Here is a 22410-nt window from a genome sequence, read left to right as displayed (position 1 = left end):
GGGTAGAGCAATGCCTGCGCAATAAATGTGGTTTGTATCACGCGCAACGCTAAACCCCAGGGCAAGGAAGAAATTCCGCCATAAAAGATAAAAAGATGCGCGCATCACTGTCTGGGGGATTAAAGCACCTGTGCCCAGAGTGACTTTGGCACCCTACCCAGGTCAAACAGTTTGCCAGAGACCAGTTCCGCACGGCGATGATCCGCAGCACGGTACATGTTGCTCATTTCATTGTCGTCCGTCAGTGAGTAATTCAGCTTGTCGTAGACTTTTTCCAGACTGTCCAAGCTGGAACATTTGCGAAACGTCATCAGGTAATCGATAGTACTTGTCATAGTTAAAACATAGCCTATTAATAGTATTAAAGCGGAAAGAAAAATCTCACATATTCGCAGAAATCGCCACAAGTTGAAGAGATGTCGTCAGGCAAAATAAAAGAAAAGTGAGTAAATGGAACACGCTTGGCCAAAATACCCCTGATAGGGGAGGAGGCACCACCGAATGATAATATGTGCCGAGCATCTGGGCAATATATCTTGACAGATAAACCGTCAATTAGGGGGAATCTTACCTTATTAGCTTAGTAGACGTTTGCCAGCATAGCGCTGTGTATCTTTGCCTATAGTAAAGAAAATGATAATGGCAGTGGTTTTGGCGGCAACGCCGTAAAGTGGATGCGCGATGTATTTTCAATGAGCGCATTCAAAAATTTTGCAGAAGAGGTGTAAGGCTCAAGCATAATCTCGCCAGCGCTGAAAAAATAGCCAGGCAATAAAGCATGGATGACCTAATGCGCTTTTTGATCTTCGTCATGGGGATTAGGAATTTTCCGTATAATAGATCGGATGCCTCAAATAATAATTAAAATGCTAAGTAAAAATCATTTTTGGACTTTCCTTTCCGAGCAACGCTAGTTGGCATTATCTTTTCTGATTTGTCCACTGTCGACTCCCTCGCCACGAAACACATTGTTACTTCTGTTAACTTGTTCAACCCAAAATACTGCACCTTTAACTGCATGAGTCGCTCTGTCGAAAATTGAAACAGCTACCCAAGTTAAATCTTACTTTTCAGTCGGGGAGATTTTAGCAAGTAATTTTATTCATAACGAGCTGGTTTTAAATGACAATCAGTATTTTAAGCTGCTCTAGTGGCAGGGTGGCAGATTTTTTCTCTGTGATTTGGCTTTAGTTAAGCTTTTGTTCGAATTGATCTAAAAATGGGTATTTTTAGGCTATAAAACATGGTTTTTAAGACCTTTTCTTACTTTAGTGCATTTATTGCACAGCTCGGGGGTTAATAAGTGGTCAGATTTTGGCCTTTTTAAGCTGGATATTTTTTATTTTTGTGATGTGTGTCACATTGTTTTTAAAATTGCAGGTCGCTTACGTTGTGTGGGCTAAGTGATCGGGGGTAGAGTTGCGCTGTTATTAAGATTAATCTTATTATATTTGTAAAAATCGTCTTACGAAAAACACACTTTTGAAGCAGGATGCTGTATATCCATACATGCAATTGCATGTGTATTAAAATACTGAGTAACAACCCGAAATGTGTATAGTCGCGCAGTTGTCGCGGCTGGCGTACAGGGATTTGTTTGCCAACTTTGGGAATGAACCCAGGTCATGGGCGATAATTTATCACCCAGCGTATGTTTTTAAACATAGTCTGTCGGGATGGGAATATGGGTACGTCTGAACTACTTAAACATATTTATGACATTAATTTGTCATATTTGCTTCTGGCACAGCGTCTGATTAACGATGAAAAAGCGTCAGCAATGTTCCGTCTGGGTATTGATAACTCAATGGCGGATGCGCTGTCGCAACTCACGTTGCCACAAATGGTAAAACTGGCAGAAACTAATCAGCTGGTTTGCCACTTCCGTTTCAACGACCACAATACTATCGAGCACCTGACGAAAGAATCTCGCGTGGACGATCTGCAACAGATCCACACCGGCATTTTACTATCGAGCCATTTACTCAAAGAACTACAGGGTAAAGGCGGTAGTGTGACGAAGAAAAGAGCCTGATGATGAGTGAGAAAAGTATTGTTCAGGAAGCCAAGGACATTCAACTCGCCATGGAACTGATCACGCTGGGCGCGCGCTTGCAGATGTTGGAGAGTGAAACGCAACTCAGCCGTGGGCGATTGATCAAACTGTACAAAGAATTACGCGGCAGTCCACCGCCCAAAGGGATGCTGCCATTCTCGACCGATTGGTTCATGACCTGGGAGCAAAACATCCACTCGTCGATGTTTTTCAATGCTTATCAGTTCCTGCTCAAATGCGGTCAGTGCCACGGGGTTGAGGCCGTGGTCAAAGCCTATCGACTGTATTTGGAACAGTGTCCGCAGCAGCCAGGCGAACCCCCGTTATTGGCGCTGACACGAGCCTGGACGCTGGTGCGTTTTGTTGACAGCGGTATGTTGCAGCTATCCGCCTGCAGCTGCTGTGGTGGGGCTTTTATCACCCATGCACACCAACCGCTTAACAGTTTTGTCTGCAGTTTATGCCAACCCCCATCCCGCGCAGTAAAAAGACGTAAACTTTCGCCGAAATTGGCCGATATTATTCCACAACTGCTGGAAGAGCAGGTTAAACGCGCAGTCTGAGCCTGCTTGCAGGCTTATACAGCAACACAGACTGGTGAAACTCAAGGGCTCGGTACTCCGGGCTCTCTGGGCGACCCGTGCTGTTGCCGAATTTCACCCGCGCTGACTCACCTTCCACCCATATTGTGAATTTAAGGAATACGTGTGCTAGTTATTTTGGGTTATCTCGTGGTTCTGGGAACCGTGTTTGGCGGCTATATGATTGTCGGGGGCCACCTCGGCGCACTCTATCAGCCTGCCGAATTTTTGATCATCGGGGGGGCTGGTGTGGGGGCCTTTATCGTCGGCAACAACGGTAAAGCGATCAAATCCACGCTACGCGCTCTTCCCAAGCTGATGCGCCGCTCAAAATACAACAAAGAACTGTATATGGATCTGATGGCGCTGCTGTATCGGCTGATGGCCAAATCCCGCCAGCAGGGCATGTTGTCGCTTGAGTTTGATATCGATAATCCGCAGGAAAGCGAAATTTTCTCTAATTATCCGCGCATTCTTGCCGATAACCACTTGGTGGAATTTATTACCGACTATTTGCGACTCATGGTGAGCGGCAATATGAACGCCTTTGAGATCGAAGCGTTGATGGATGAAGAGATCGAAACCTTCGAACAGGAAAGCGAGGTACCCGCAGGGAGCCTGGCGATGGTCGGCGATTCGTTACCGGCTTTCGGCATCGTGGCCGCCGTGATGGGGGTAGTGCACGCACTTGCTTCGGCTGACCGGCCTGCGGCGGAATTGGGGGCACTGATCGCCAATGCGATGGTGGGCACTTTCCTCGGCATTCTGTTGGCCTATGGGTTCATCTCCCCACTGGCGACTTTGCTGCGCCAGAAGAGTGCCGAAACCACCAAGATGATGCAGTGCATCAAGGTCACCTTGCTGTCGAGTTTGAATGGTTATGCCCCACAGATCGCGGTCGAGTTTGGCCGTAAAACGTTGTACACCACGGAGCGCCCTTCCTTCATTGAGTTGGAAGAGCATGTGCGTAAGGTGAAAGCCCCGGCACAGCAGGCGACGGAAGAGCAGGACGCATGAAACAGAATCACCCGGTTATTCTGGTCAGAAAACGCAAAGCCCATCATGCCGGTCATCACGGCGGCTCCTGGAAAATTGCCTATGCCGATTTTATGACGGCGATGATGGCGTTTTTTCTGGTGATGTGGCTGCTGGCGATTGCCAGCCCGCAGGAGTTGACGCAGATAGCCGAATATTTCCGTACCCCACTGAAGGTGGCGCTGACCAGCGGCGACAAGAGCAGCTCGGAAAGCAGCCCAATCCCGGGCGGTGGGGACGATCCAACCCAGCAGCAAGGGTTGGTCAAAAAGCAGATGGATTCACCGGAAAAGCGTGCGGAAGAGCTGCGCCTGAACAAGCTGCGCGAGAAACTCGATGAGCTGATTGAGTCGGACCCGCGTCTGAAAGCGCTGCGGCCGCATTTGCTGATCAACATGATGGACGAAGGATTGCGCATTCAAATTATCGATAGCCAGAACCGGCCGATGTTCAAGACCGGTAGCGCGCAGGTGGAAAGCTATATGCGCGATATCCTGCGCGGGATAGCGCCGATCCTCAATGGATTATCGAACAAAATCAGCCTGTCGGGCCATACCGACGATCTGCCTTATGCTACCGGTGAGCGCTATTACAGCAACTGGGAGCTGTCCGCCGATCGAGCCAATGCCTCTCGGCGTGAGCTGATTGCTGGTGGTTTGGCCGAAGGCAAAGTATTGCGGGTGGTTGGGATGGCCTCGACCATGAACCTGAAACAGCACGGCGGTGATGATGCGGTTAACCGGCGGATCACCATTCTGGTGCTGAACAAAGCAACCCAGCAGGGGATAGAACACGAGAATGCGGAGAGCAGCGCTACGGAAATCGATCAGCCGGAGGGCCTGAAGCAGCTGGCTCCGCAGGCGACGGCACTGGCTATAGCGACACCGGAATTACCGCCGTCGCCGCCTGCTCCAAGCGCCGAACTGCCGGCAACGCAGGGCACGCCAGAGCAACCTCCGGTAGCGGTGAAAGCCGCAGAAACCGGGCCGACAGCGGCTATTCCGGCGGCACCTTCCGCCACTTCACCGACTAACAGCGACTCACAGCAGAGGTGACCCCGTGAGCATGGACATTAGCGCTTTTTATCAGACCTTTTTTGATGAGGCAGACGAGCTGCTGGCCGATATGGAGCAACATCTGTTGGAGCTGGATCCGCTGGCCCCGGATATTGAACCACTGAACGCGATTTTCCGCGCTGCCCACTCGATCAAGGGCGGGGCGGCCACTTTCGGCTTTAGCGTGCTGCAGGAAACAACCCACCTGCTGGAGAATTTGCTGGACGGTGCCCGGCGTCAGGAAATGAGCCTGAGCACCGAAATTATCAACCTGTTTCTGGAAACCAAAGACATTATGCAGGAGCAACTGGACGCCTATAAAACGTCGCAACAACCTGATAGCGAGAGCTTTGAGTATATTTGTCAGGCGTTGCGGCAGTTGGCTTTGGAAGCGCAACAGCAGGATGCTCCTGCGGCGGCGGTAACGGTAACCTCACCGGTGGTTCATGCTGCTGCTCCGGCTGCGATTGAAGGCGGGATGCGGATCAGCCTGAGCGGTCTGAAGCCGAATGAAATTCCGCTGATGCTGGAAGAGTTGGGCAATCTGGGCGAGGTGGAAAACCCGCAGCAGACCGAGACCAGCCTGGAGGTGACTTTACTGACCTCTGCCAGTGAGGAGGATATCAGCGCGGTGCTGTGCTTTGTGCTTGAACCCGAGCAGATTGCCTTTTCCACGCCGCCGAAGGCCGTGGAGAAGATCAGCACGCCGGAACCCGTTGCCGTTGTCACACCTACCGCGCCTGCTACGGTGGCTGAAGCGCCGAAGCCCAAAGCCAAGGCTAGCGAGTCCACCAGCATTCGCGTGGCGGTAGAAAAGGTCGATCAACTGATCAACCTGGTGGGGGAGTTGGTGATCACTCAGTCGATGCTGGCCCAACGTTCTGGCTCCCTTGATCCGGTCAACCACGGCGATCTGCTCAACAGCATGAGCCAGCTGGAGCGTAATGCTCGCGACCTGCAAGAGTCGGTGATGTCGATCCGCATGATGCCGATGGAGTACGTTTTCAGCCGTTTCCCGCGTCTGGTGCGCGATCTGGCCAGCAAGCTGGACAAGCAAGTGGAGTTGACGCTACGGGGCAGCTCTACCGAACTGGACAAGAGCCTGATTGAACGCATTATCGATCCGTTGACGCACCTGGTGCGTAACAGCCTGGATCACGGTATTGAAGAACCTGCTGCGCGCCTGGCCGCCGGTAAGGCCGAAGTCGGTAATCTGATCCTGTCCGCCGAACATCAGGGCGGCAATATCTGCATTGAGGTCACCGATGACGGTGCCGGTCTCAATCGCCAGAAAATTCTCGCCAAGGCTGCCTCACAGGGGCTGGCGGTGAGTGACAACATGAGCGATGAAGAGGTCGGCATGCTGATCTTTGCCCCGGGTTTCTCCACTGCTGAGCAGGTGACCGACGTTTCTGGGCGCGGCGTGGGCATGGACGTGGTGAAGCGAAATATTCAGGAGATGGGTGGGCATGTCGAAATCCATTTCCAGGCCGGGAAGGGCACCTCAATCCGCATTTTACTGCCGCTGACGCTGGCCATTCTTGACGGCATGTCGGTCAAGGTGAATGAGGAAGTGTTCATTCTGCCATTGAATGCCGTGATGGAGTCATTGCAACCGCAGGCTGAGGATTTGCATCCGCTGGCCGGTGGGGAGCGTGTGCTTCAGGTACGCGGTGAGTACCTGCCTCTGGTCGAGCTGTATCGGGTGTTTGAGGTTGACGGAGCCAAAACCGAAGCCACCCAGGGCATCGTGGTGATTTTGCAAAGTGCAGGCCGCCGCTATGCGCTGCTGGTCGATCAACTGATCGGTCAGCATCAGGTGGTGGTGAAAAATCTGGAAAGCAATTATCGCAAGGTGCCGGGTATTTCGGCTGCCACCATTCTGGGGGATGGCAGCGTGGCGCTGATTGTAGATGTTTCGGCGCTGCAAACGCTGAACCGGGAAAAGCGTCTGACGGACGCTGCCGCATAATTATTAACCGACTGATTTAAAGGTGATCGAAATGGCAGGACTTGCAGCCGTCAGCAAACTGGCTGGCGAAACGGTAGGTCAGGAGTTCCTGATTTTTACCTTGGGTAACGAAGAGTATGGCATTGATATCCTCAAGGTTCAGGAGATCCGCGGTTACGATCAGGTAACGCGCATCGCCAACACCCCGGCATTTATCAAGGGCGTGACCAATCTGCGTGGGGTGATCGTGCCGATTATCGATCTGCGCGTGAAGTTTGCCCAGCAGGACGTCTCTTATGATGAAAACACCGTGGTGATCGTGCTGAACTTTGGCCAGCGGGTGGTGGGGATCGTGGTGGATGGCGTGTCTGATGTGCTGTCGTTAACGACGGATCAGATCCGCCCAGCCCCTGAGTTTGCGGTCACGCTGGCGACGGAATATCTCACCGGTTTGGGGTCACTCGGTGAACGTATGCTGATCCTGGTGGATATCGAAAAGCTGCTGAGCAGCGAAGAGATGTCGCTGGTGGACAACGTAGCGAAAAGCGCCTGATTGCCTTAAATGCACCGCAGATTGACTAAGTTGCTGCGTGTGATGGTGTAACAGATGGAGATGATGCAGAACGCCGACACGCCGTAAACCCGTCCCTGGGGGCTCGTATCGCGCATCCCTGCGCTCAACGGTCCCCTCACCCCAACCCTCTCCCACAGGGAGAGGGAGCTGGAATGGCGCTGTGTTCAGGTGTAGAGACTACTCTGTAACAAGGCCGATATCGAGGACTAGCGCAGTAGTTAATCAGTAGCACGTTCTGTCCCCTCTCCCTTTGGGAGAGGGCTAGGGTGAGGGGCCACTTTTCCTTCTCCGAGCTAAAATCTTACCCTCCGCACAATACAAAAAAATAGTTACAGATTTTTCTTAAAGTTCTCTTCTGCCACGCCGATAACCCAGACAGTTAACGTACACAGCGCTTGTCTGTGCGGGCTTCCAAGAAGGGTAAAAATGTTTAATCGTATGAAGGTGGTCACCAGCTTATTGCTGGTGCTGGTGTTATTCGGTGCCTTGCAGCTGGTTTCCGGTGGGCTGTTTTTCACTTCGCTGAAAGATAACAAAGAAAATTTTACCGTACTGCAAACTATCCGACAGCAGCAGTCAGAACTGAATGAAAGCTGGGTAAACCTGCTGCAAACCCGCAATACCCTCAATCGTGCCGGGATCCGCTACATGATGGACCTCAATAAAGCGGGCACCGGTGCCACCGTTGATGAACTGCTGGTCTCGGCAAAAAATACCTTGAGCATGGCGGAACAGCACTACGCTGCCTATGAGAAGATCCCTCTGGATGCTCGCCAGGATGCGGCAGCGGCAGACGAACTCAAGCAACGCTATACCACTTTGCACACTGCGCTGTCGGAATTGATCCCGCTGTTGGGTGACGGCAAGCTGGACGCCTTCTTTGAGCAGCCCACTCAGCGTTATCAGACTGAATTTGAACAGCTCTATAACCGCTACCTGACTCAGAACGACAAGCTATACCAGATCGCGGTCGAAGATGGCGACAGCTCTTTCGAATTTGCCGTTTGGACGCTGGTCGTGGTGCTGGTCCTGGTGGTTGCGGTGATCGCCATGGTTTGGTTCGGCATCCATCATATTCTGGTGCGCCCACTCAACCGCATGATTGAGCACATCAAACTGATTGCCGCAGGCGATCTGACCCACCCGATCGACGTCAACAGCCGCAACGAAATGGGCGTGCTGGCAGCCAGCCTCAGACATATGCAAGGCGAACTGATCGACACCGTCAGCGGCGTGCGTCAGGGGGCCGATGCCATCTACAGCGGTGCTTCCGAGATTGCCGCAGGTAATAACGATCTCTCTTCCCGTACCGAACAGCAGGCCGCCTCGCTGGAGGAAACCGCTGCCAGCATGGAGCAGTTGACCGCGACGGTGAAACAGAACGCCGAAAACGCTCGTCAGGCCAGCCAACTAGCGTTGAGCGCCTCAGAAACCGCGCAGAAAGGCGGTAAAGTGGTCGCCAACGTGGTGCAAACCATGCACGACATCGCTGGCAGCTCGCAGAAAATTGCCGATATTACCAGCGTGATCGACGGCATCGCCTTCCAGACCAACATCCTGGCGTTGAATGCGGCAGTAGAAGCTGCCCGTGCCGGTGAACAGGGCCGTGGTTTTGCCGTGGTTGCCGGTGAAGTACGCAACCTGGCAAGCCGCAGCGCGCAGGCAGCCAAAGAGATCAAAGGCCTGATTGAAGACTCGGTTAGCCGCGTCGATATGGGCTCGGTGCTGGTGGAAAGCGCCGGTGAAACCATGGGCGATATCGTCAATGCCGTCACCCGCGTCACCGACATCATGGGTGAAATCGCGTCGGCCTCCGACGAGCAAAGCCGTGGTATCGATCAGGTTGGCCAGGCGGTTGCCGAAATGGATCGCGTCACCCAACAGAACGCCTCTTTGGTCGAAGAATCGGCCTCTGCGGCGGCAGCTCTGGAAGAGCAGGCCAGCCGCTTGACCCAGTCCGTTGCGGTATTCCGACTGAAAGCGGAAGGCCAAAACGAATTCAAGGCATCCGCCAACAGTAAAGTCGTTACCCCGGTAATCAATCATAAAAAAATGAACGCCAGCGATCCGCAGGAGAACTGGGAAACGTTCTAACCGGCATTGGGCTGCGTTCTCCCTGCGAGATCGTGGCCCTTTTTTCCGTCCTAAGTCGTGTTAACCCGCGGCTACCTGGAGGTTTATCGTGTTTAACCGAGTCCGTATCTCTACCAGTCTGTTTTTATTACTGCTGACCTTTTGCCTGATGCAACTGATTAGCACCGGCTTGTCGTATACCGCTTCCCGCTCCGATAACCACAATCTTAATCTGATTAGTCTGGGTAGCCAGCAGCGTGATGCCCTCAGCCTGAGCTGGGTTTCCCTGCTACAGGCACGTAACACCTTGAACCGGGCCGGCACCCGTGCAGCGCTGAAAGTACCGCAAGAACAGGTCGATGCCCTGATGGGCAACGCCCGCAGTTCGTTGCAGAAAGCCGATCTCTATTTTAATCAGTTCCTGGCCGTCTCGCGCAACAGCGACCAGGAGCAACAACTGACAGAAACCACCCAAGCCAGCTATGAGCGGCTACGCGGTGCGCTGCGCGAACTGATCGTCTTCCTGGAGGGCGGCAACCTGCAGGGCTTTATGGATCAACCCACGCAGAAAATGCAGGACCTGTTCGAAGCCGACTTCGTCCAGTACCTGCAACTGGTCAACGAAAATATCGCCCAGGCCCATGCGGCCAACCAGCGCTCTTTCACGCTGGCCGGTTGGCTAGTGTGTGGCGCAGTGCTGATGCTGATCCTGGTGACCGCCAGCGCCATGTGGTGGTTGCGCAATATGTTGGTTCAGCCGCTGAATATTATGCGTAGCCACTTTGACCGTATCGCCGACGGTGACCTGGCCATGCCGATCCAGGTGTATGGCCGCAACGAGATCAGCATGTTGTTTGCCAGCCTGCACCGCATGCAGAACTCGTTGATTGGCACAGTAGGTGCAGTGCGCGAAGGCGCCGAGTCGATCCTGATCGGGCTACAGGAAATTTCGGAAGGTAATAACGACCTCTCTTCTCGCACTGAACAGCAAGCCGCGTCGCTGGAGGAGTCCGCCGCCAGTATGGAGCAGTTGACCGCCACGGTGAAACAGAATGCCGACAATGCCCGCCAGGCTTCAAAGCTGGCGCGCGATGCCTCAGCCACCGCTGCCAAGGGCGGGGAAATGGCCGACGACGTGGTCACTACCATGCACGATATTGCCAGCAGCTCGCAGAAAATTGGCGCCATTACCAGCGTGATCGACGGCATTGCCTTCCAGACCAACATCCTGGCATTGAACGCGGCGGTTGAAGCGGCGCGGGCGGGTGAACAAGGGCGCGGTTTTGCCGTCGTGGCCGCAGAGGTGCGCAATCTGGCACAGCGTAGCGCTCAGGCAGCCAAAGAAATCAAAGTGCTGATCGATGAGTCGGTCGGCCGTGTTAAGCAAGGGTCGGTGCTGGTCGAAAACTCTGGTGCCACGATGAAGGATATCGTGCGTTCGGTGACCCGCGTTACCGACATCATGGGCGAGATCTCCTCGGCTTCCGATGAACAAAGCCGCGGTATCGAGCAGGTTACTCAGGCCGTGACCCAGATGGATCAGGTGACGCAACAGAACGCCGCGCTGGTGGAACAAGCGGCCTCTGCGGCGGCGGCATTGGAAGAACAGGCGATTACGCTGGCTGATGCGGTAGCGGTATTCCGCCTGGCGGACGACAACATCACCTTATCAGAAAGTCTTAACAACGGAGTTTTATCAGTAGCAAAGGAAGCAACTAGTGTCGAATTGTATAGCAAGTAACAACAACCCGGGTGAAGGGTTATGAGTGGCTCATCCTCACCCACCAATAAAGAGCCTGCGTCTTTGCTGACACAGATGGTGCAACGGCTGCCCCTGTCGGATGTGCATTTCCGACGTATCAGCCAGTTGATCTATCAGCGTGCCGGTATTGTGTTGGCCGAGCACAAACGCGAAATGGTTTACAACCGTCTGGTGCGTCGCCTGCGGCTACTGGGAATACCCGATTTTGGTAGCTATCTGGTGCTGCTGGAAAGTGATACCAACAGCGCCGAGTGGCAGGCATTCGTCAACGCCCTGACCACCAACCTGACGGCGTTTTTCCGTGAGGCGCACCATTTCCCGATCCTGGCGGAACATGCGCGTTCGCGGCCTAACGGTTACTGCGTGTGGAGTACCGCCGCCTCGACCGGTGAAGAGCCTTACTCGATCGCCATTACCTTGAATGAGGCGTTAGGGCAGCGGGCGACGGGGACGCAGGTATGGGCCAGCGATATCGATACTCAGGTATTGGAAAAGGCCGAGGCAGGGGTGTATCGCCAGGAAGATCTGCGCACCCTGACACCGGCGCAGATGCAGCGTTATTTCCTGCGAGGGACCGGGCCTCACCATGGCCTGGTACGGGTTCGGCCAGAATTGGCGGCACAGGTGCATTTCCAGCCGCTCAATCTGCTGGCCCCTGAATGGGCGTTGCCGGGGCAATTTGATGCGATATTTTGTCGTAACGTCATGATCTATTTTGACAAGGAAACACAAGAGCGCATTTTGCGGCGCTTTGTGCCGCTGCTTAAACCGGGGGGCCTGATGTTTGCCGGCCATTCCGAAAACTTCAGCCAGCTAAGCCGGGATTTCTACTTGCGTGGGCAGACCGTGTATGGCCTGACCAAGGAGAGGTAATGAATAAAATCAGCGTATTAAGCGTAGACGACTCTGCCCTGATGCGGCAGCTGATGACCGAGATTGTCAATAGCCATCCCGATATGGAGATGGTGGCGACCGCCCCCGATCCGCTGGTGGCGCGCGATCTGATCAAAAAATTCAACCCGCAGGTGCTGACGCTGGACGTCGAAATGCCGCGTATGGACGGGCTGGATTTTCTGGAAAAACTGATGCGCCTGCGGCCGATGCCGGTGGTGATGGTGTCGTCGCTGACCGGAAAGGGATCGGAGATCACTCTGCGGGCGTTGGAATTGGGCGCGGTGGATTTTGTCACCAAGCCGCAACTGGGGATCCGCGAAGGCATGCTGGCCTATAGCGAGCTGATTGCCGAAAAGATCCGCACGGCGGCCAAGGCGCGTCTGCCACAGCGCTCAACGGCACCGGCTCCGGAGATCCTCAGCCATACGCCGTTGTTGAGCAGTGAGAAGCTGATCGCTATCGGGGCGTCTACCGGCGGTACCGAGGCAATCCGCCACGTCTTGCAGCCGTTACCGGCTACCAGCCCGGCGTTATTGATCACTCAGCATATGCCGCCAGGGTTTACCCGTTCATTTGCCGAGCGGCTCAACAAGCTGTGCCAGATCACGGTGAAAGAAGCCGAAGACGGCGAGCGCGTCTTGCCGGGCCATGCCTATATCGCGCCAGGAGATCGTCATCTGGAGCTGGCGCGCAGCGGCGCCAACTATCAGGTTCGGCTGCATGATGGCCCACCGGTGAACCGGCATCGTCCTTCGGTCGATGTGTTGTTCCGCTCGGTGGCCCAGTTTGCCGGGCGAAATGCGGTGGGGGTGATCCTCACCGGTATGGGGAATGACGGTGCAGCAGGAATGCTGGAAATGCACCGTGCCGGGGCGTACACCCTGGCGCAGAACGAAGCCAGCTGTGTGGTGTTTGGCATGCCACGTGAGGCCATTGCCACCGGCGGAGTCAATGAAGTAGTGGAATTGGAGCGCATGAGCCAACGCATGTTGGCGCAGATCGCGGGTGGTCAGGCGCTGCGTATTTGATGTTATGCCCCGAACCTCGGGGCAAAAACGATTAACCTTAGGAGCAATAATGGCAGACAAAAACCTTAAATTTCTGGTGGTGGATGATTTTTCTACCATGCGCCGCATCGTCAGAAATTTGCTGAAAGAACTGGGTTTTAACAACGTCGAAGAGGCGGAAGACGGGGCGGATGCGTTGAACAAACTGCGCGCTGGCAGCTTCGATTTCGTGGTATCGGACTGGAATATGCCGAATATGGATGGCCTCGAGCTGTTGCAAACCATCCGTGCCGACGGTGCGCTGGCATCTATGCCGGTGCTGATGGTGACGGCGGAAGCCAAGAAAGAAAACATCATTGCTGCCGCTCAGGCGGGTGCTAGTGGTTACGTAGTGAAACCCTTCACGGCGGCAACGCTGGAAGAGAAGCTCAACAAGATTTTTGAAAAACTGGGCATGTAAAAAAGGAGAGGGCGATGAGAGATATTCCAATGCCTGCCAGCGATGCAGCGACAGCGGGTGAGATCATCTCCCGCATCGGTCAACTGACCCGTATGCTGCGTGACAGCATGCGCGAGCTGGGGCTAGATCAGGCTATCGCTCAGGCTGCCGAAGCGATCCCGGACGCACGCGACCGTCTTGATTATGTGGTCACCATGACGGCGCAGGCGGCGGAACGAGCGCTCAACTGCGTGGAAGCGGCACAACCCCGCCAGGCGGAGTTGGAGTCGCAGGCCAATACGCTTAAAGGGCGCTGGGACGAGTGGTTTGCCAACCCGATCGAGTTGGCTGATGCCCGTTCACTGGTGACGGATACCCGCCAGTATCTGGATCGGGTGCCGGAGCACACCGCATTCACCAACGCCCAGTTGCTGGAGATCATGATGGCGCAGGATTTCCAGGATCTCACCGGCCAGGTGATCAAGCGCATGATGGACGTGGTGCAGGAGATTGAAAAGCAGCTGCTGATGGTACTGATGGAAAACATCCCGGATCAGCCAGCCAAAGAGAAAAGGCCGAACGACAGCCTGCTCAATGGCCCGCAGCTGGATCAGAACGGGGCTGGCGTAATTGCCAATCAGGCCCAGGTGGACGATCTGCTCGACAGCCTGGGGTTCTGATGGTTTCTTAGGGCGCAGGGTGCTGCGCCCTAACTCTTTTCGCTAGCCCATCCCCGAAATAACCGGCCTTTTGCGCCGTTGTTCCCGCAATGAAATCCGCATTTTTTTGGCATGCTGGCGTCAATTCTATTCTTCGCACGCATGGGAACCCTCGCCTTGGCCGAAGACAGTGATATGGAAAAAACTGAGGCCCCCACACCCCACCGGCTGGAAAAGGCGCGTGAAGAGGGCCAGATTGCGCGTTCGCGCGAGCTGACTTCGATCCTGATGCTGATTGCGGGGTTGTCGATCTTGTGGGTCGCGGGTGGCCATATGGCGCAACAGTTGGCGAGGATGTTATCGGAAGGGCTGCACTTTGATCACAACATGGTCAGCAACGATAAGCAGATGCTGCGCCAGTTTGCCATGTTGCTGCGTCAAGCGGTGTGGGCGCTGATGCCGATCCTGGCCGGATTGGTGCTGGTGGCGCTGTCGGCCCCGATGCTGCTGGGCGGCGTGGGCTTCAGCCTTAAGTTTGATGCCAAGCGCATGAACCCGATCTCCGGATTAAAACGGATGTTCTCCACCCAGGTGCTGGCAGAGTTGCTGAAGGCCATCCTTAAAGCGACGTTGGTGGGGTGGGTGGCTGGGCTTTACCTGTGGCACAACTGGGCGGCGATGCTGCATCTGGTCACGCAGCAGCCGCAGGACGCACTGCGCAATGCGCTACAGATCGTGATCTTCTGCGGCATGCTGATCGTCCTTGGGCTGGTGCCGATGGTGGCCTTCGACGTGTTTTATCAGCTATGGAGCCACTTCAAGAAATTGAAGATGACCAAGCAGGAAATTCGCGACGAACATAAGCAGCAGGAGGGCGATCCCCATGTCAAAGGGCGTATTCGCCAGCAACAGCGGGCCATCTCTCGCCGCCGCATGATGTCCGACGTGCCTAAGGCCGACGTGATCGTCACCAACCCGACGCATTACGCCGTGGCATTGCAATACAACGACAAGAACATGAGTGCGCCGAAAGTCCTTGCCAAAGGGGCAGGGGAGATCGCCTTGCGTATCCGTGAATTGGCGAATGAGCACCGTATTCCAACCCTGGAAGCACCGCCGCTGGCGCGAGCGCTATACCGTCACAGTGAGATTGGGCAACACATTCCCACGACCTTGTATGCCGCCGTGGCCGAGGTCCTGGCCTGGGTCTATCAGCTGCGCCGTTGGCAGCGTGAAGGCGGCCTGATCCCGAAAAAACCTCAACGTTTACCGGTGCCTGAAGCACTGGATTTTGCTGGAGAGAATAACTCAGATGGCTAATTTGGCCTCCCTGCTTCGTTTGCCGGGTAATTTTAAAGATACGCAGTGGCAGGTGCTGGCTGGCCCGATACTGATCCTGATGATCCTGTCGATGATGGTGCTGCCGTTACCGGCATTTATCCTCGATCTGCTGTTTACCTTCAATATTGCCTTGTCGATCATGGTGCTGTTGGTGGCGATGTTTACCCAGCGGACGCTGGAGTTCGCCGCCTTCCCGACCATCCTGCTGTTCTCAACCCTGTTACGCCTATCGTTGAACGTCGCTTCCACGAGGATCATCCTGATGGAGGGGCATACCGGTGCGGCGGCGGCGGGGCGGGTGGTTGAAGCGTTCGGTCACTTCCTGGTGGGCGGCAACTTCGCCATCGGTATCGTGGTGTTTATCATCCTGGTACTGATCAACTTTATGGTGATCACCAAAGGGGCCGGGCGTATTGCCGAAGTGGGCGCCCGTTTTGTCCTTGACGGGATGCCGGGCAAACAGATGGCGATCGATGCCGATCTGAACGCCGGGCTGATCGGCGAAGACGAGGCTAAAAAGCGCCGTTCCGAAGTGACGCAGGAAGCGGATTTCTACGGTTCGATGGACGGTGCCAGCAAGTTTGTGCGCGGTGACGCGGTAGCAGGCTTGATGATCATGGTGATTAACGTAGTAGGCGGCCTGTTGGTCGGCGTGATCCAGCACGGCATGGAGCTGGGTACCGCGGCTGAAACCTATACCTTACTGACCATCGGTGATGGCCTGGTCGCCCAGATCCCGGCGTTGGTGATCTCGACGGCGGCCGGTGTGATCGTCACCCGCGTAGCGACCGATGAGGACGTTGGCGAGCAGATGGTCAACCAGTTGTTCAACAATCCGCGCGTGATGGTGTTGAGTGCTGGGGTGTTGGGGCTGTTGGGGATGGTTCCGGGTATGCCAAACCTGGTGTTCCTGCTGTTTACGGCGGCACTGCTGGCGTTGGCCTGGCGGCTGCGCGGGCGAGAACAGCAGGCTCCGAAAGTCAAAGAACCGCCGCTGCCGCAGGAAAATCCGCAGGCGGTAGAGGCCAGTTGGTCTGATGTACAGCTGGAGGATCCGTTGGGCATGGAAGTGGGTTACCGCCTGATCCCCATGGTGGACTTTCAGCAAAACGGTGAGCTACTGGGGCGTATTCGTGGCATCCGTAAAAAATTCGCTCAGGATACGGGCTATTTGCCACCGGTGGTGCATATTCGCGACAACCTCGAACTGTCGGCGGCCAGTTACCGCATTCTGATGAAAGGGGTGGAGATCGGTAGCGGTGAGGCACATCCGGGGCGCTGGCTGGCGATAAATCCGGGCAATGCGGTGGGTGAGCTGGCCGGTGATAAAACCGTCGATCCGGCCTTCGGGCTGGAGGCGGTGTGGATCGATAGTGCACTGCGTGAACAGGCGCAGATCCAGGGGTTCACGGTGGTGGAAGCCAGCACCGTAGTCGCCACTCATCTCAACCATTTGCTTGGTCAGTTTGCCAGCGAGCTGTTTGGCCGCCAGGAAACCCAGCAACTGTTGGATCGTGTTTCGCAGGAGATGCCGAAGCTGACGGAAGATTTCGTACCTGGGGTAGTTTCGCTGACCACGTTGCACAAGGTGCTACAGAATCTGCTGGCCGAAAGGGTGTCGATTCGCGATATGCGCACCATTATAGAAACGCTGGCGGAACATGCGCCAACGCAAAGCGATCCTTTCGAACTGACCTCCGTGGTGCGCGTGGCCCTTGGGCGGGCCATCACTCAGCAGTGGTTCCCGGGTAGCGGTGAGATCCAGGTCATTGGTCTGGATACGCCGCTTGAGCGCCTGCTGTTGCAGGCCCTGCAAGGGGGCGGAGGTCTTGAGCCTGGGTTGGCGGACCGCTTGTTGGATCAGGCCAAGCAGGCGCTGCAACGTCAGGAAATGCTCAGTGCACCGCCGGTGCTGCTGGTAAACCACGCGTTACGTGCCCTGCTGGCGCGCTTCCTGCGCCGTACCTTGCCGCAGTTGGTGGTGCTGTCGAACCTGGAAATCAACGACGAACGTCAGATCCGCATGACCTCAACCATAGGAGCCGCCTGATGAAAGCTTTTCTTCCTTTATTAGTGTTGTTCGCTCCGCTGGCCGCGCAGGCGGTGTCGGGTTCCTGGGCCGCCGATGCCAGCGGCGTCACGCTGGAAACGGGGAGCGTGCGTGATGTCTCCCCCAGCCTGCGGCCAGCTAATCCACCGGCGGCCGATGCTCGGGTGACCAGTGTAAGCTGGCGTTATCAGTTGCTGGCTGGTGCGCCTGCCGGATTAGAGGTACAGCTTTGCACCTCGTCACGCTGCCTACCGCTCGGCGCGGGCAGTGGCCGCAGTGAGGCTTTCAACGGTATTCCCGCAGACAGCGAGTTCCGCTTCATTTATTACGTGAAGTCTCGCGGCGCGTTAAATCCTCCGCTGCGGGCGATCTCTAATCAGGTGATTGTGAACTATGAGTGAGGATGATAAGTCATCCCTGGCGTTATTTGCCTCAACAGCCAGTCGCGCAACGCCATGATATCCGGGCGTTGCGCGTTTTCTTCTGTGGTAACCAGGTAATAGCGGGCACCGGGTAATGACATCTCGAACGGTGCGGTTAACACGCCGCGCTGTAACAAATCTCGCGCCAGCAACTGGCTGGCAATCACCACCCCCTGTCCCGCAATCGCCGCCTGTAGCGCATGGGTTTCATCGCTGAAGGTCAGCCCCGCGTCTACATTCAGATCCTGTGGCCCATAGTTCCTCCGCCAGTTTTGCCAGCTCGGAGAGTCGGCGGGCACCAGCCGGTTTTCTACGTGAAACAGCGTCACCCCGCGTAAATCGCCGATATCTGCCAGCGCCAATGACGGGCTGGCTACCGCGATAAAACGATCCTCGTACAATAAAGTTGAGTGCAACGTTTGCTCCGGCATTTCCCGGTAGCGAATGGCGACATCGACGGTGCGCTGCGTTAAGTCGACTCGTTCGACGCTGGTATGTAACCGCAGGTCGATGTCCGGGAATTCCGCCTTGAAATCGGCCAGGCGCGGCACCAACCAATGGGTCAGGAAATTGGAGGTGGTGGTAACCGTCAGAGATTGAGGCTGCTGAGAATGCATAATCTGCGCGGCGGCCTGCTCCAGAGCCGCAAAGGCGCGTTGCGTACCGGCATATAAAATCTCGCCGGTTTCGGTCAGGCTAACCCCGCGCGCACTGCGTTCGAAGACCCTACATGCCAGAATTGACTCCAGTAGTTTGATCTGATGGCTGATCGCCGTTGCGCTGACGTTGAGTTCCTCCCCAGCCCGTTTAAAGCTGCTACAGCTGGCAACGGCATGAAAGGCGCGTAAAGCACCTAGCGGAGGGAGATGGATTTTTTTCATGGCTGAATTATTCTCATCCAAGGCTGAAAACTATGAGTTTGTTATGACTATATACCTTGGATAGGCTGATGGCATTCGATTAATGGAGTGAGATTAATTCATCATTCCACATCAGTGTCAGGAGCTGTTATGAGATCACCAGCAGAAATCAGTACCGCAGGCGCGGTAGGGGAACCGGGAGCGATTGCTCGCACCATCGTATACAGCGTATTGATATCGGCAGGCGTTTTGCTGTTGAACATTGGCTGGGGAAGGCCGGAGGTTGCCATCACGCTGTTGCTGGCCCTGCTGTTATCCAATGCCTGTGGCGTGGCGTTAATACGTTTGCTGGCGGTGGAAAAACAGCGAACCCTGGCGGCGTTATGGCGGAGCCTGGTGCTCTCTGCTGCCGGGTTGTTGCTGTTGGGGCTGTTCGGCCGTAATGATTGGCTGATGATGTTACCGGGGATCGTTATCGGCGGCATTGGTTTAGGAGGCGCCCGCCAGGTGACGACAGCGTTGTTGCAGCCGCTGAACAGCATCAGCCTGGCAACCAGAGCTGCCTCGTTGGCGGTCATCGGAGTCATTCTGTCGGTGACCTTGCTGATCCAATCTCAGGCATCGACAGACCTTGCCAACGCGTGGTTGATCGATCTGGTTTTATTGGGCGCGTTGGTGGCGCGCATTGCAGAGCGTGAAGGCCCCTCACACCAACCCTATCCCACAGGGCTGAGGAATCCCCAGAAAAATTGAGACGAGAAATAGGCTGTTTTTTACCCAAAACAGGACTAAAAAATAGCCTCAAGCAGACGAGAAGAAGTGGTTCGTCATTCTCTCACTGCCAATTTACGAACAAAATGGAACGGATTGATCGTAAAACACTCGCTCTAATTCTCTGAAACCACTAAGAAAAAATTAGTGGGGATTCCTCAGCCCACAGGGAGAGGGAGCTAGAGCGGTTTTATGGTTAGGTACAGGAGCCAATTTCAGCTGGCGTTAGCTCAGGTGCAAATGACATTGTGGGGATGGTATGAGATTCAGACGTAGCAGCAGAGTTGTGGCACGTTCTGTCCCCTCTCCCTGTGGGAGAGGGCTAGGGTGAGGGGCGCATCAAACCCCAATCTTACGGCCCAGCAGGCTCCCCGCGCGGGACTGACCATCGGGCCCGTACAGCGATTTATTCTGTTTGTTTAAAATCGCCAGTGCCTGCGTATTGTGCTCAATATGATGATTGAGCAGCATACCGTTATGGTGATTCTGTTCGCGCAGTTGCAGGCTCAGCTGTTGCACTTGCTGCCAGTTGGCTGCCAACTGTGGCTGGCCCTCATAAGGTGCTTGACAGTGTTGCAGCCGTTCCATCTCCAGCCGCTGTTGGTCCAGATAATTGACCGTCGCCAGCAGTTGGCTTTTAGCATCGGTTACGCGTTGCAGAGCCACGCCAGCCAAGGTTTTCGAGCACAGTAAAGTGTGCTCCTCCGTCTGCACCGTGCCTAACGCCTGCAAGGTGTCCAGCAGCTTATCCAGCAGTTGTGCCAGGTTTTCCATATCAATGACTCACCCTTGGTGTTAACCCCGATCGGCGCCGGACTGCCATTCGCTTTGCACGTCTTGTAACAAGGCGTCGGCAATCTTGCCGGTATCCATCTTCAATTCGCCGTTGCGGATCGCCTGCTTGATGCTTTCCACTCGCTCCATATTGATATCTTGGCTGCCCGGCTGCATCAGGCGAGCCTGTGCATCGCTCAGCTTAACCTGGGTGCCGCTGACCGCAGTTTCCGCCGAGACTTTTTTACGCGCCTGAACTGCGCTGTCTGACTGTGTTTCTCGCGGCTGCACCGTGGGTACGGGTTGCAACCGTTGGGTACGATCGATACTCATGTTCAATCTCCATCTGTACCACCGCCGCTAAGGCAACGGGGAATTCAAATCTGTGGCCCTGGTGGCCGGATAAATGCTGCTATGACTTTGTTATCGACAAGTATTGGCAAAGCTTTATTTTTTTATAATGTAATACGAATTGTGCCATCAATATTGGCAATGCCGCTAACAATCTGCCCGGAGGCCATGCGCACGCGCACGCCGTCTTCGGCGGCGGCGTTGGTCATCGCTTTCCCAGCACCGCTGATATTAAATCCATCACCCTGCGCCAACACCTGTACCGTTTGCCCGGCCTTGACCGCCCAGGCCCGTCTTAGCATGACCGTATTCAACGGCTGCCCAGGGCTGATATTGCGCAGGCTAACGGCACCGATCGCCTTGGCGTTATCAATCAGGGTACGAGGCGGCAGGGTGTCTAATCGGCCGGTTTTCAGCTTGATATCATCTGCGGTGAGTTTGCTGCCTGCACTGATCCCACGTGCTGCCACCAGATAATGTCCCACCACCTGCACCTGCGCCTGAATAAAACGTCGCTCCTGGCCACAACGGGCCGAGAGGCTGATGTTACCCCAGCGGCGAGCATTCTGAGGCATCGAAAGCTGCGGCAATTCGCACTGCGGCCAACGGCTTGCTGGCGTGCGCACCAGCACCTTGACGTCGGTCACGTTGGTACTAGTGGCAAATTGTGACTTGATAAAGTTCTCCACCTGTCCGTCCAGGCCCTCGGCGTGCGCGTTCAGGCCGATCAGCAAGCCGACCAACAGCAGGATACTTTTCATATTTTCCTCACAGACGCAGCGACCACAGGGGGACAAGTGTAACCGTTACGCGCGCAGGCTAAGCAGACAAATAGCGACGCATTTTGCCCTTATTCCCACGATAGGCTGACAGGTAGGGCGTTTATGCTGTCGGCTCCAAATTCTAACCTCGCGGAGGGAGCATGCTCGACAAATTGGACGCTGCTCTGCGTTTTGGCCAGGAGGCGCTGAACCTGCGCGCCCAGCGGCAGGAAATCCTGGCGGCCAACATCGCCAACGCAGATACGCCGGGCTATCAGGCTCGTGATATCGATTTCGCCAGCCAACTGAACAAGGTCATGGAGCAGGGGCGCGTCAACGGCAGCGGCGTGGCACTTAACCTGACCTCGGCTCGCCATATCCCGGCGCAGAATATGCAGCCACCGTCTCTGGATCTTATGTTCCGCGTACCGGATCAGCCTTCCCTGGACGGCAACACGGTGGATATGGACCGTGAGCGCACCAACTTTGCTGATAACAGCCTGAAATATCAAACCGACCTGACGCTGTTGAACGGCCAGATCAAGGGCATGATGTCCGTGCTGCAAGGAGGATAATTCCCATGTCGTTATTGAATATTTTTGATATTTCCGGCTCGGCCCTGTCCGCGCAATCCCAGCGTCTTAACGTCAGCGCCAGCAATATGGCCAACGCCGACAGCGCCACCGGCCCGGATGGCCAGCCTTATCGGGCCAAACAGGTGGTGTTTGAGGTTGCGGCGGCACCGGGCCAGTCGACCGGCGGCGTGCGTGTTGCGCAGGTGGTAGACGATCCCTCGCCGGAGCGCTTGGTGTTTCAGCCGGGCAACCCGCTGGCGGATGCCAAAGGCTACGTGCGGATGCCCAACGTCGATGTAGTAGGGGAAATGGTCAACACCATCTCGGCCTCGCGCAGCTATCAGGCCAACGTCGAAGTGTTGAATACCACCAAATCCATGTTGATGAAAACCCTGACGCTGGGTCAGTAACCGGAGCTT

23 protein-coding genes are annotated in these 22410 nt (G+C 55.3%); 18 read left to right on the top strand and 5 right to left on the bottom strand.

The window, feature by feature from the left end:
* Positions 1-119: 119 nt before the first annotated feature.
* Positions 120-335 (bottom strand): transcription modulator YdgT, encoded by a 216-nt coding sequence (gene ydgT, locus IMQ33_RS12310; RefSeq protein ID WP_024485780.1) that lies wholly within the window; start codon positions 333-335, stop codon positions 120-122.
* Between the two features lie 1349 nt (positions 336-1684).
* On the opposite strand from ydgT, the gene flhD reads away from it, so the two are divergent.
* The 15 genes from flhD (at position 1685) to IMQ33_RS12235 (ending at position 17878) form a co-directional block, all read left to right on the top strand.
* Positions 1685-2035 (top strand): flagellar transcriptional regulator FlhD, encoded by a 351-nt coding sequence (flhD, locus tag IMQ33_RS12305; RefSeq protein WP_065683357.1) that lies wholly within the window; start codon positions 1685-1687, stop codon positions 2033-2035.
* Complete coding sequence (gene flhC, locus IMQ33_RS12300) at positions 2035-2619, top strand: flagellar transcriptional regulator FlhC (protein WP_151901044.1); 585 nt, start codon at positions 2035-2037, stop codon at positions 2617-2619. Before flhD ends, flhC begins: the two co-directional genes overlap by 1 nt.
* A gap of 144 nt (positions 2620-2763) precedes the next feature.
* Complete coding sequence (gene motA, locus IMQ33_RS12295; RefSeq protein ID WP_021180921.1) at positions 2764-3654, top strand: flagellar motor stator protein MotA; 891 nt, start codon at positions 2764-2766, stop codon at positions 3652-3654.
* Positions 3651-4727, top strand: a complete 1077-nt coding sequence (motB, locus tag IMQ33_RS12290) for a flagellar motor protein MotB (RefSeq protein ID WP_196061892.1) — start codon at positions 3651-3653, stop codon at positions 4725-4727. The genes motA and motB overlap by 4 nt, the downstream gene beginning before the upstream one ends.
* Positions 4728-4731: 4 nt before the next feature.
* Entirely contained in the window at positions 4732-6699 is a 1968-nt protein-coding gene (gene cheA, locus IMQ33_RS12285) for a chemotaxis protein CheA (RefSeq protein WP_024485785.1), read from the top strand.
* 31 nt (positions 6700-6730) lie between these two features.
* Positions 6731-7231: a chemotaxis protein CheW gene (gene cheW, locus IMQ33_RS12280; protein ID WP_021180924.1), complete on the top strand. Its 501-nt coding sequence runs from the start codon at positions 6731-6733 to the stop codon at positions 7229-7231.
* A 447-nt stretch (positions 7232-7678) separates the two neighbouring features.
* The gene (gene tsr / locus IMQ33_RS12275; protein ID WP_196061891.1) at positions 7679-9346 is read left to right on the top strand and encodes a methyl-accepting chemotaxis protein; all 1668 of its coding nucleotides are present in this window, start codon (positions 7679-7681) and stop codon (positions 9344-9346) included.
* An 88-nt stretch (positions 9347-9434) separates the two neighbouring features.
* A complete protein-coding gene (locus tag IMQ33_RS12270; RefSeq protein WP_196061890.1) occupies positions 9435-11066 on the top strand; it encodes a methyl-accepting chemotaxis protein in 1632 nt (543 codons plus the stop codon).
* A gap of 21 nt (positions 11067-11087) precedes the next feature.
* Positions 11088-11960, top strand: coding sequence for a protein-glutamate O-methyltransferase CheR (cheR, locus tag IMQ33_RS12265; RefSeq protein ID WP_024485788.1), 873 nt, complete (start codon positions 11088-11090; stop codon positions 11958-11960).
* A complete protein-coding gene (locus IMQ33_RS12260; protein WP_196061889.1) occupies positions 11960-13009 on the top strand; it encodes a chemotaxis response regulator protein-glutamate methylesterase in 1050 nt (349 codons plus the stop codon). The genes cheR and IMQ33_RS12260 overlap by 1 nt, the downstream gene beginning before the upstream one ends.
* A gap of 49 nt (positions 13010-13058) precedes the next feature.
* On the top strand, positions 13059-13448 hold the full coding sequence (cheY, locus tag IMQ33_RS12255; protein ID WP_021180929.1) for a chemotaxis response regulator CheY: 390 nt from the start codon (positions 13059-13061) through the stop codon (positions 13446-13448).
* A gap of 14 nt (positions 13449-13462) precedes the next feature.
* On the top strand, positions 13463-14107 hold the full coding sequence (gene cheZ / locus IMQ33_RS12250) for a protein phosphatase CheZ (RefSeq protein ID WP_024485789.1): 645 nt from the start codon (positions 13463-13465) through the stop codon (positions 14105-14107).
* 156 nt (positions 14108-14263) lie between these two features.
* Entirely contained in the window at positions 14264-15406 is a 1143-nt protein-coding gene (gene flhB, locus IMQ33_RS12245; RefSeq protein WP_024485790.1) for a flagellar biosynthesis protein FlhB, read from the top strand.
* Positions 15399-17477 carry a flagellar biosynthesis protein FlhA gene (gene flhA, locus IMQ33_RS12240; protein ID WP_196061888.1) on the top strand — a complete coding sequence of 693 codons (2079 nt, stop codon included), beginning with the start codon at positions 15399-15401 and terminating at the stop codon, positions 17475-17477. The genes flhB and flhA overlap by 8 nt, the downstream gene beginning before the upstream one ends.
* Positions 17477-17878: a flagellar protein FlhE gene (locus IMQ33_RS12235; protein ID WP_037412861.1), complete on the top strand. Its 402-nt coding sequence runs from the start codon at positions 17477-17479 to the stop codon at positions 17876-17878. The genes flhA and IMQ33_RS12235 overlap by 1 nt, the downstream gene beginning before the upstream one ends.
* Here IMQ33_RS12235 and IMQ33_RS12230 read toward each other — a convergent pair.
* A complete protein-coding gene (locus IMQ33_RS12230; RefSeq protein ID WP_121607173.1) occupies positions 17869-18780 on the bottom strand; it encodes a LysR substrate-binding domain-containing protein in 912 nt (303 codons plus the stop codon). The two genes, IMQ33_RS12235 and IMQ33_RS12230, sit on opposite strands and share 10 nt — an antisense overlap.
* 129 nt (positions 18781-18909) lie before the next feature.
* Here IMQ33_RS12230 and IMQ33_RS12225 point away from each other — a divergent pair, with 129 nt between their 5' ends.
* Positions 18910-19512, top strand: a complete 603-nt coding sequence (locus IMQ33_RS12225; RefSeq protein ID WP_196061887.1) for a hypothetical protein — start codon at positions 18910-18912, stop codon at positions 19510-19512.
* Between the two features lie 357 nt (positions 19513-19869).
* Here IMQ33_RS12225 and IMQ33_RS12220 read toward each other — a convergent pair whose 3' ends face one another.
* The 3 genes from IMQ33_RS12220 to flgA form a co-directional block, all read right to left on the bottom strand.
* Positions 19870-20304 carry a flagella synthesis protein FlgN gene (locus IMQ33_RS12220; RefSeq protein WP_024487040.1) on the bottom strand — a complete coding sequence of 145 codons (435 nt, stop codon included), beginning with the start codon at positions 20302-20304 and terminating at the stop codon, positions 19870-19872.
* Positions 20305-20325: 21 nt separating this feature from the next.
* Positions 20326-20637, bottom strand: a complete 312-nt coding sequence (gene flgM / locus IMQ33_RS12215) for a flagellar biosynthesis anti-sigma factor FlgM (RefSeq protein WP_121607170.1) — start codon at positions 20635-20637, stop codon at positions 20326-20328.
* 122 nt (positions 20638-20759) lie between these two features.
* Positions 20760-21416 (bottom strand): flagellar basal body P-ring formation chaperone FlgA, encoded by a 657-nt coding sequence (flgA, locus tag IMQ33_RS12210; RefSeq protein ID WP_121607169.1) that lies wholly within the window; start codon positions 21414-21416, stop codon positions 20760-20762.
* A gap of 161 nt (positions 21417-21577) precedes the next feature.
* Here flgA and flgB point away from each other — a divergent pair, with 161 nt between their 5' ends.
* Positions 21578-21991 carry a flagellar basal body rod protein FlgB gene (gene flgB / locus IMQ33_RS12205; RefSeq protein WP_024487043.1) on the top strand — a complete coding sequence of 138 codons (414 nt, stop codon included), beginning with the start codon at positions 21578-21580 and terminating at the stop codon, positions 21989-21991.
* A gap of 5 nt (positions 21992-21996) precedes the next feature.
* Positions 21997-22401 carry a flagellar basal body rod protein FlgC gene (gene flgC / locus IMQ33_RS12200; RefSeq protein ID WP_021180939.1) on the top strand — a complete coding sequence of 135 codons (405 nt, stop codon included), beginning with the start codon at positions 21997-21999 and terminating at the stop codon, positions 22399-22401.
* The last annotated feature ends 9 nt before the right edge of the window (positions 22402-22410 follow it).

The sequence above is a fragment of the Serratia sp. Res13-Sevr-LER1-36-b genome, assembly GCF_015673035.1.
Classification (GTDB): Bacteria; Pseudomonadota; Gammaproteobacteria; order Enterobacterales; family Enterobacteriaceae; genus Chania; species Chania fonticola_C.
This window is presented reverse-complemented; position numbering and strand designations above follow the sequence as displayed.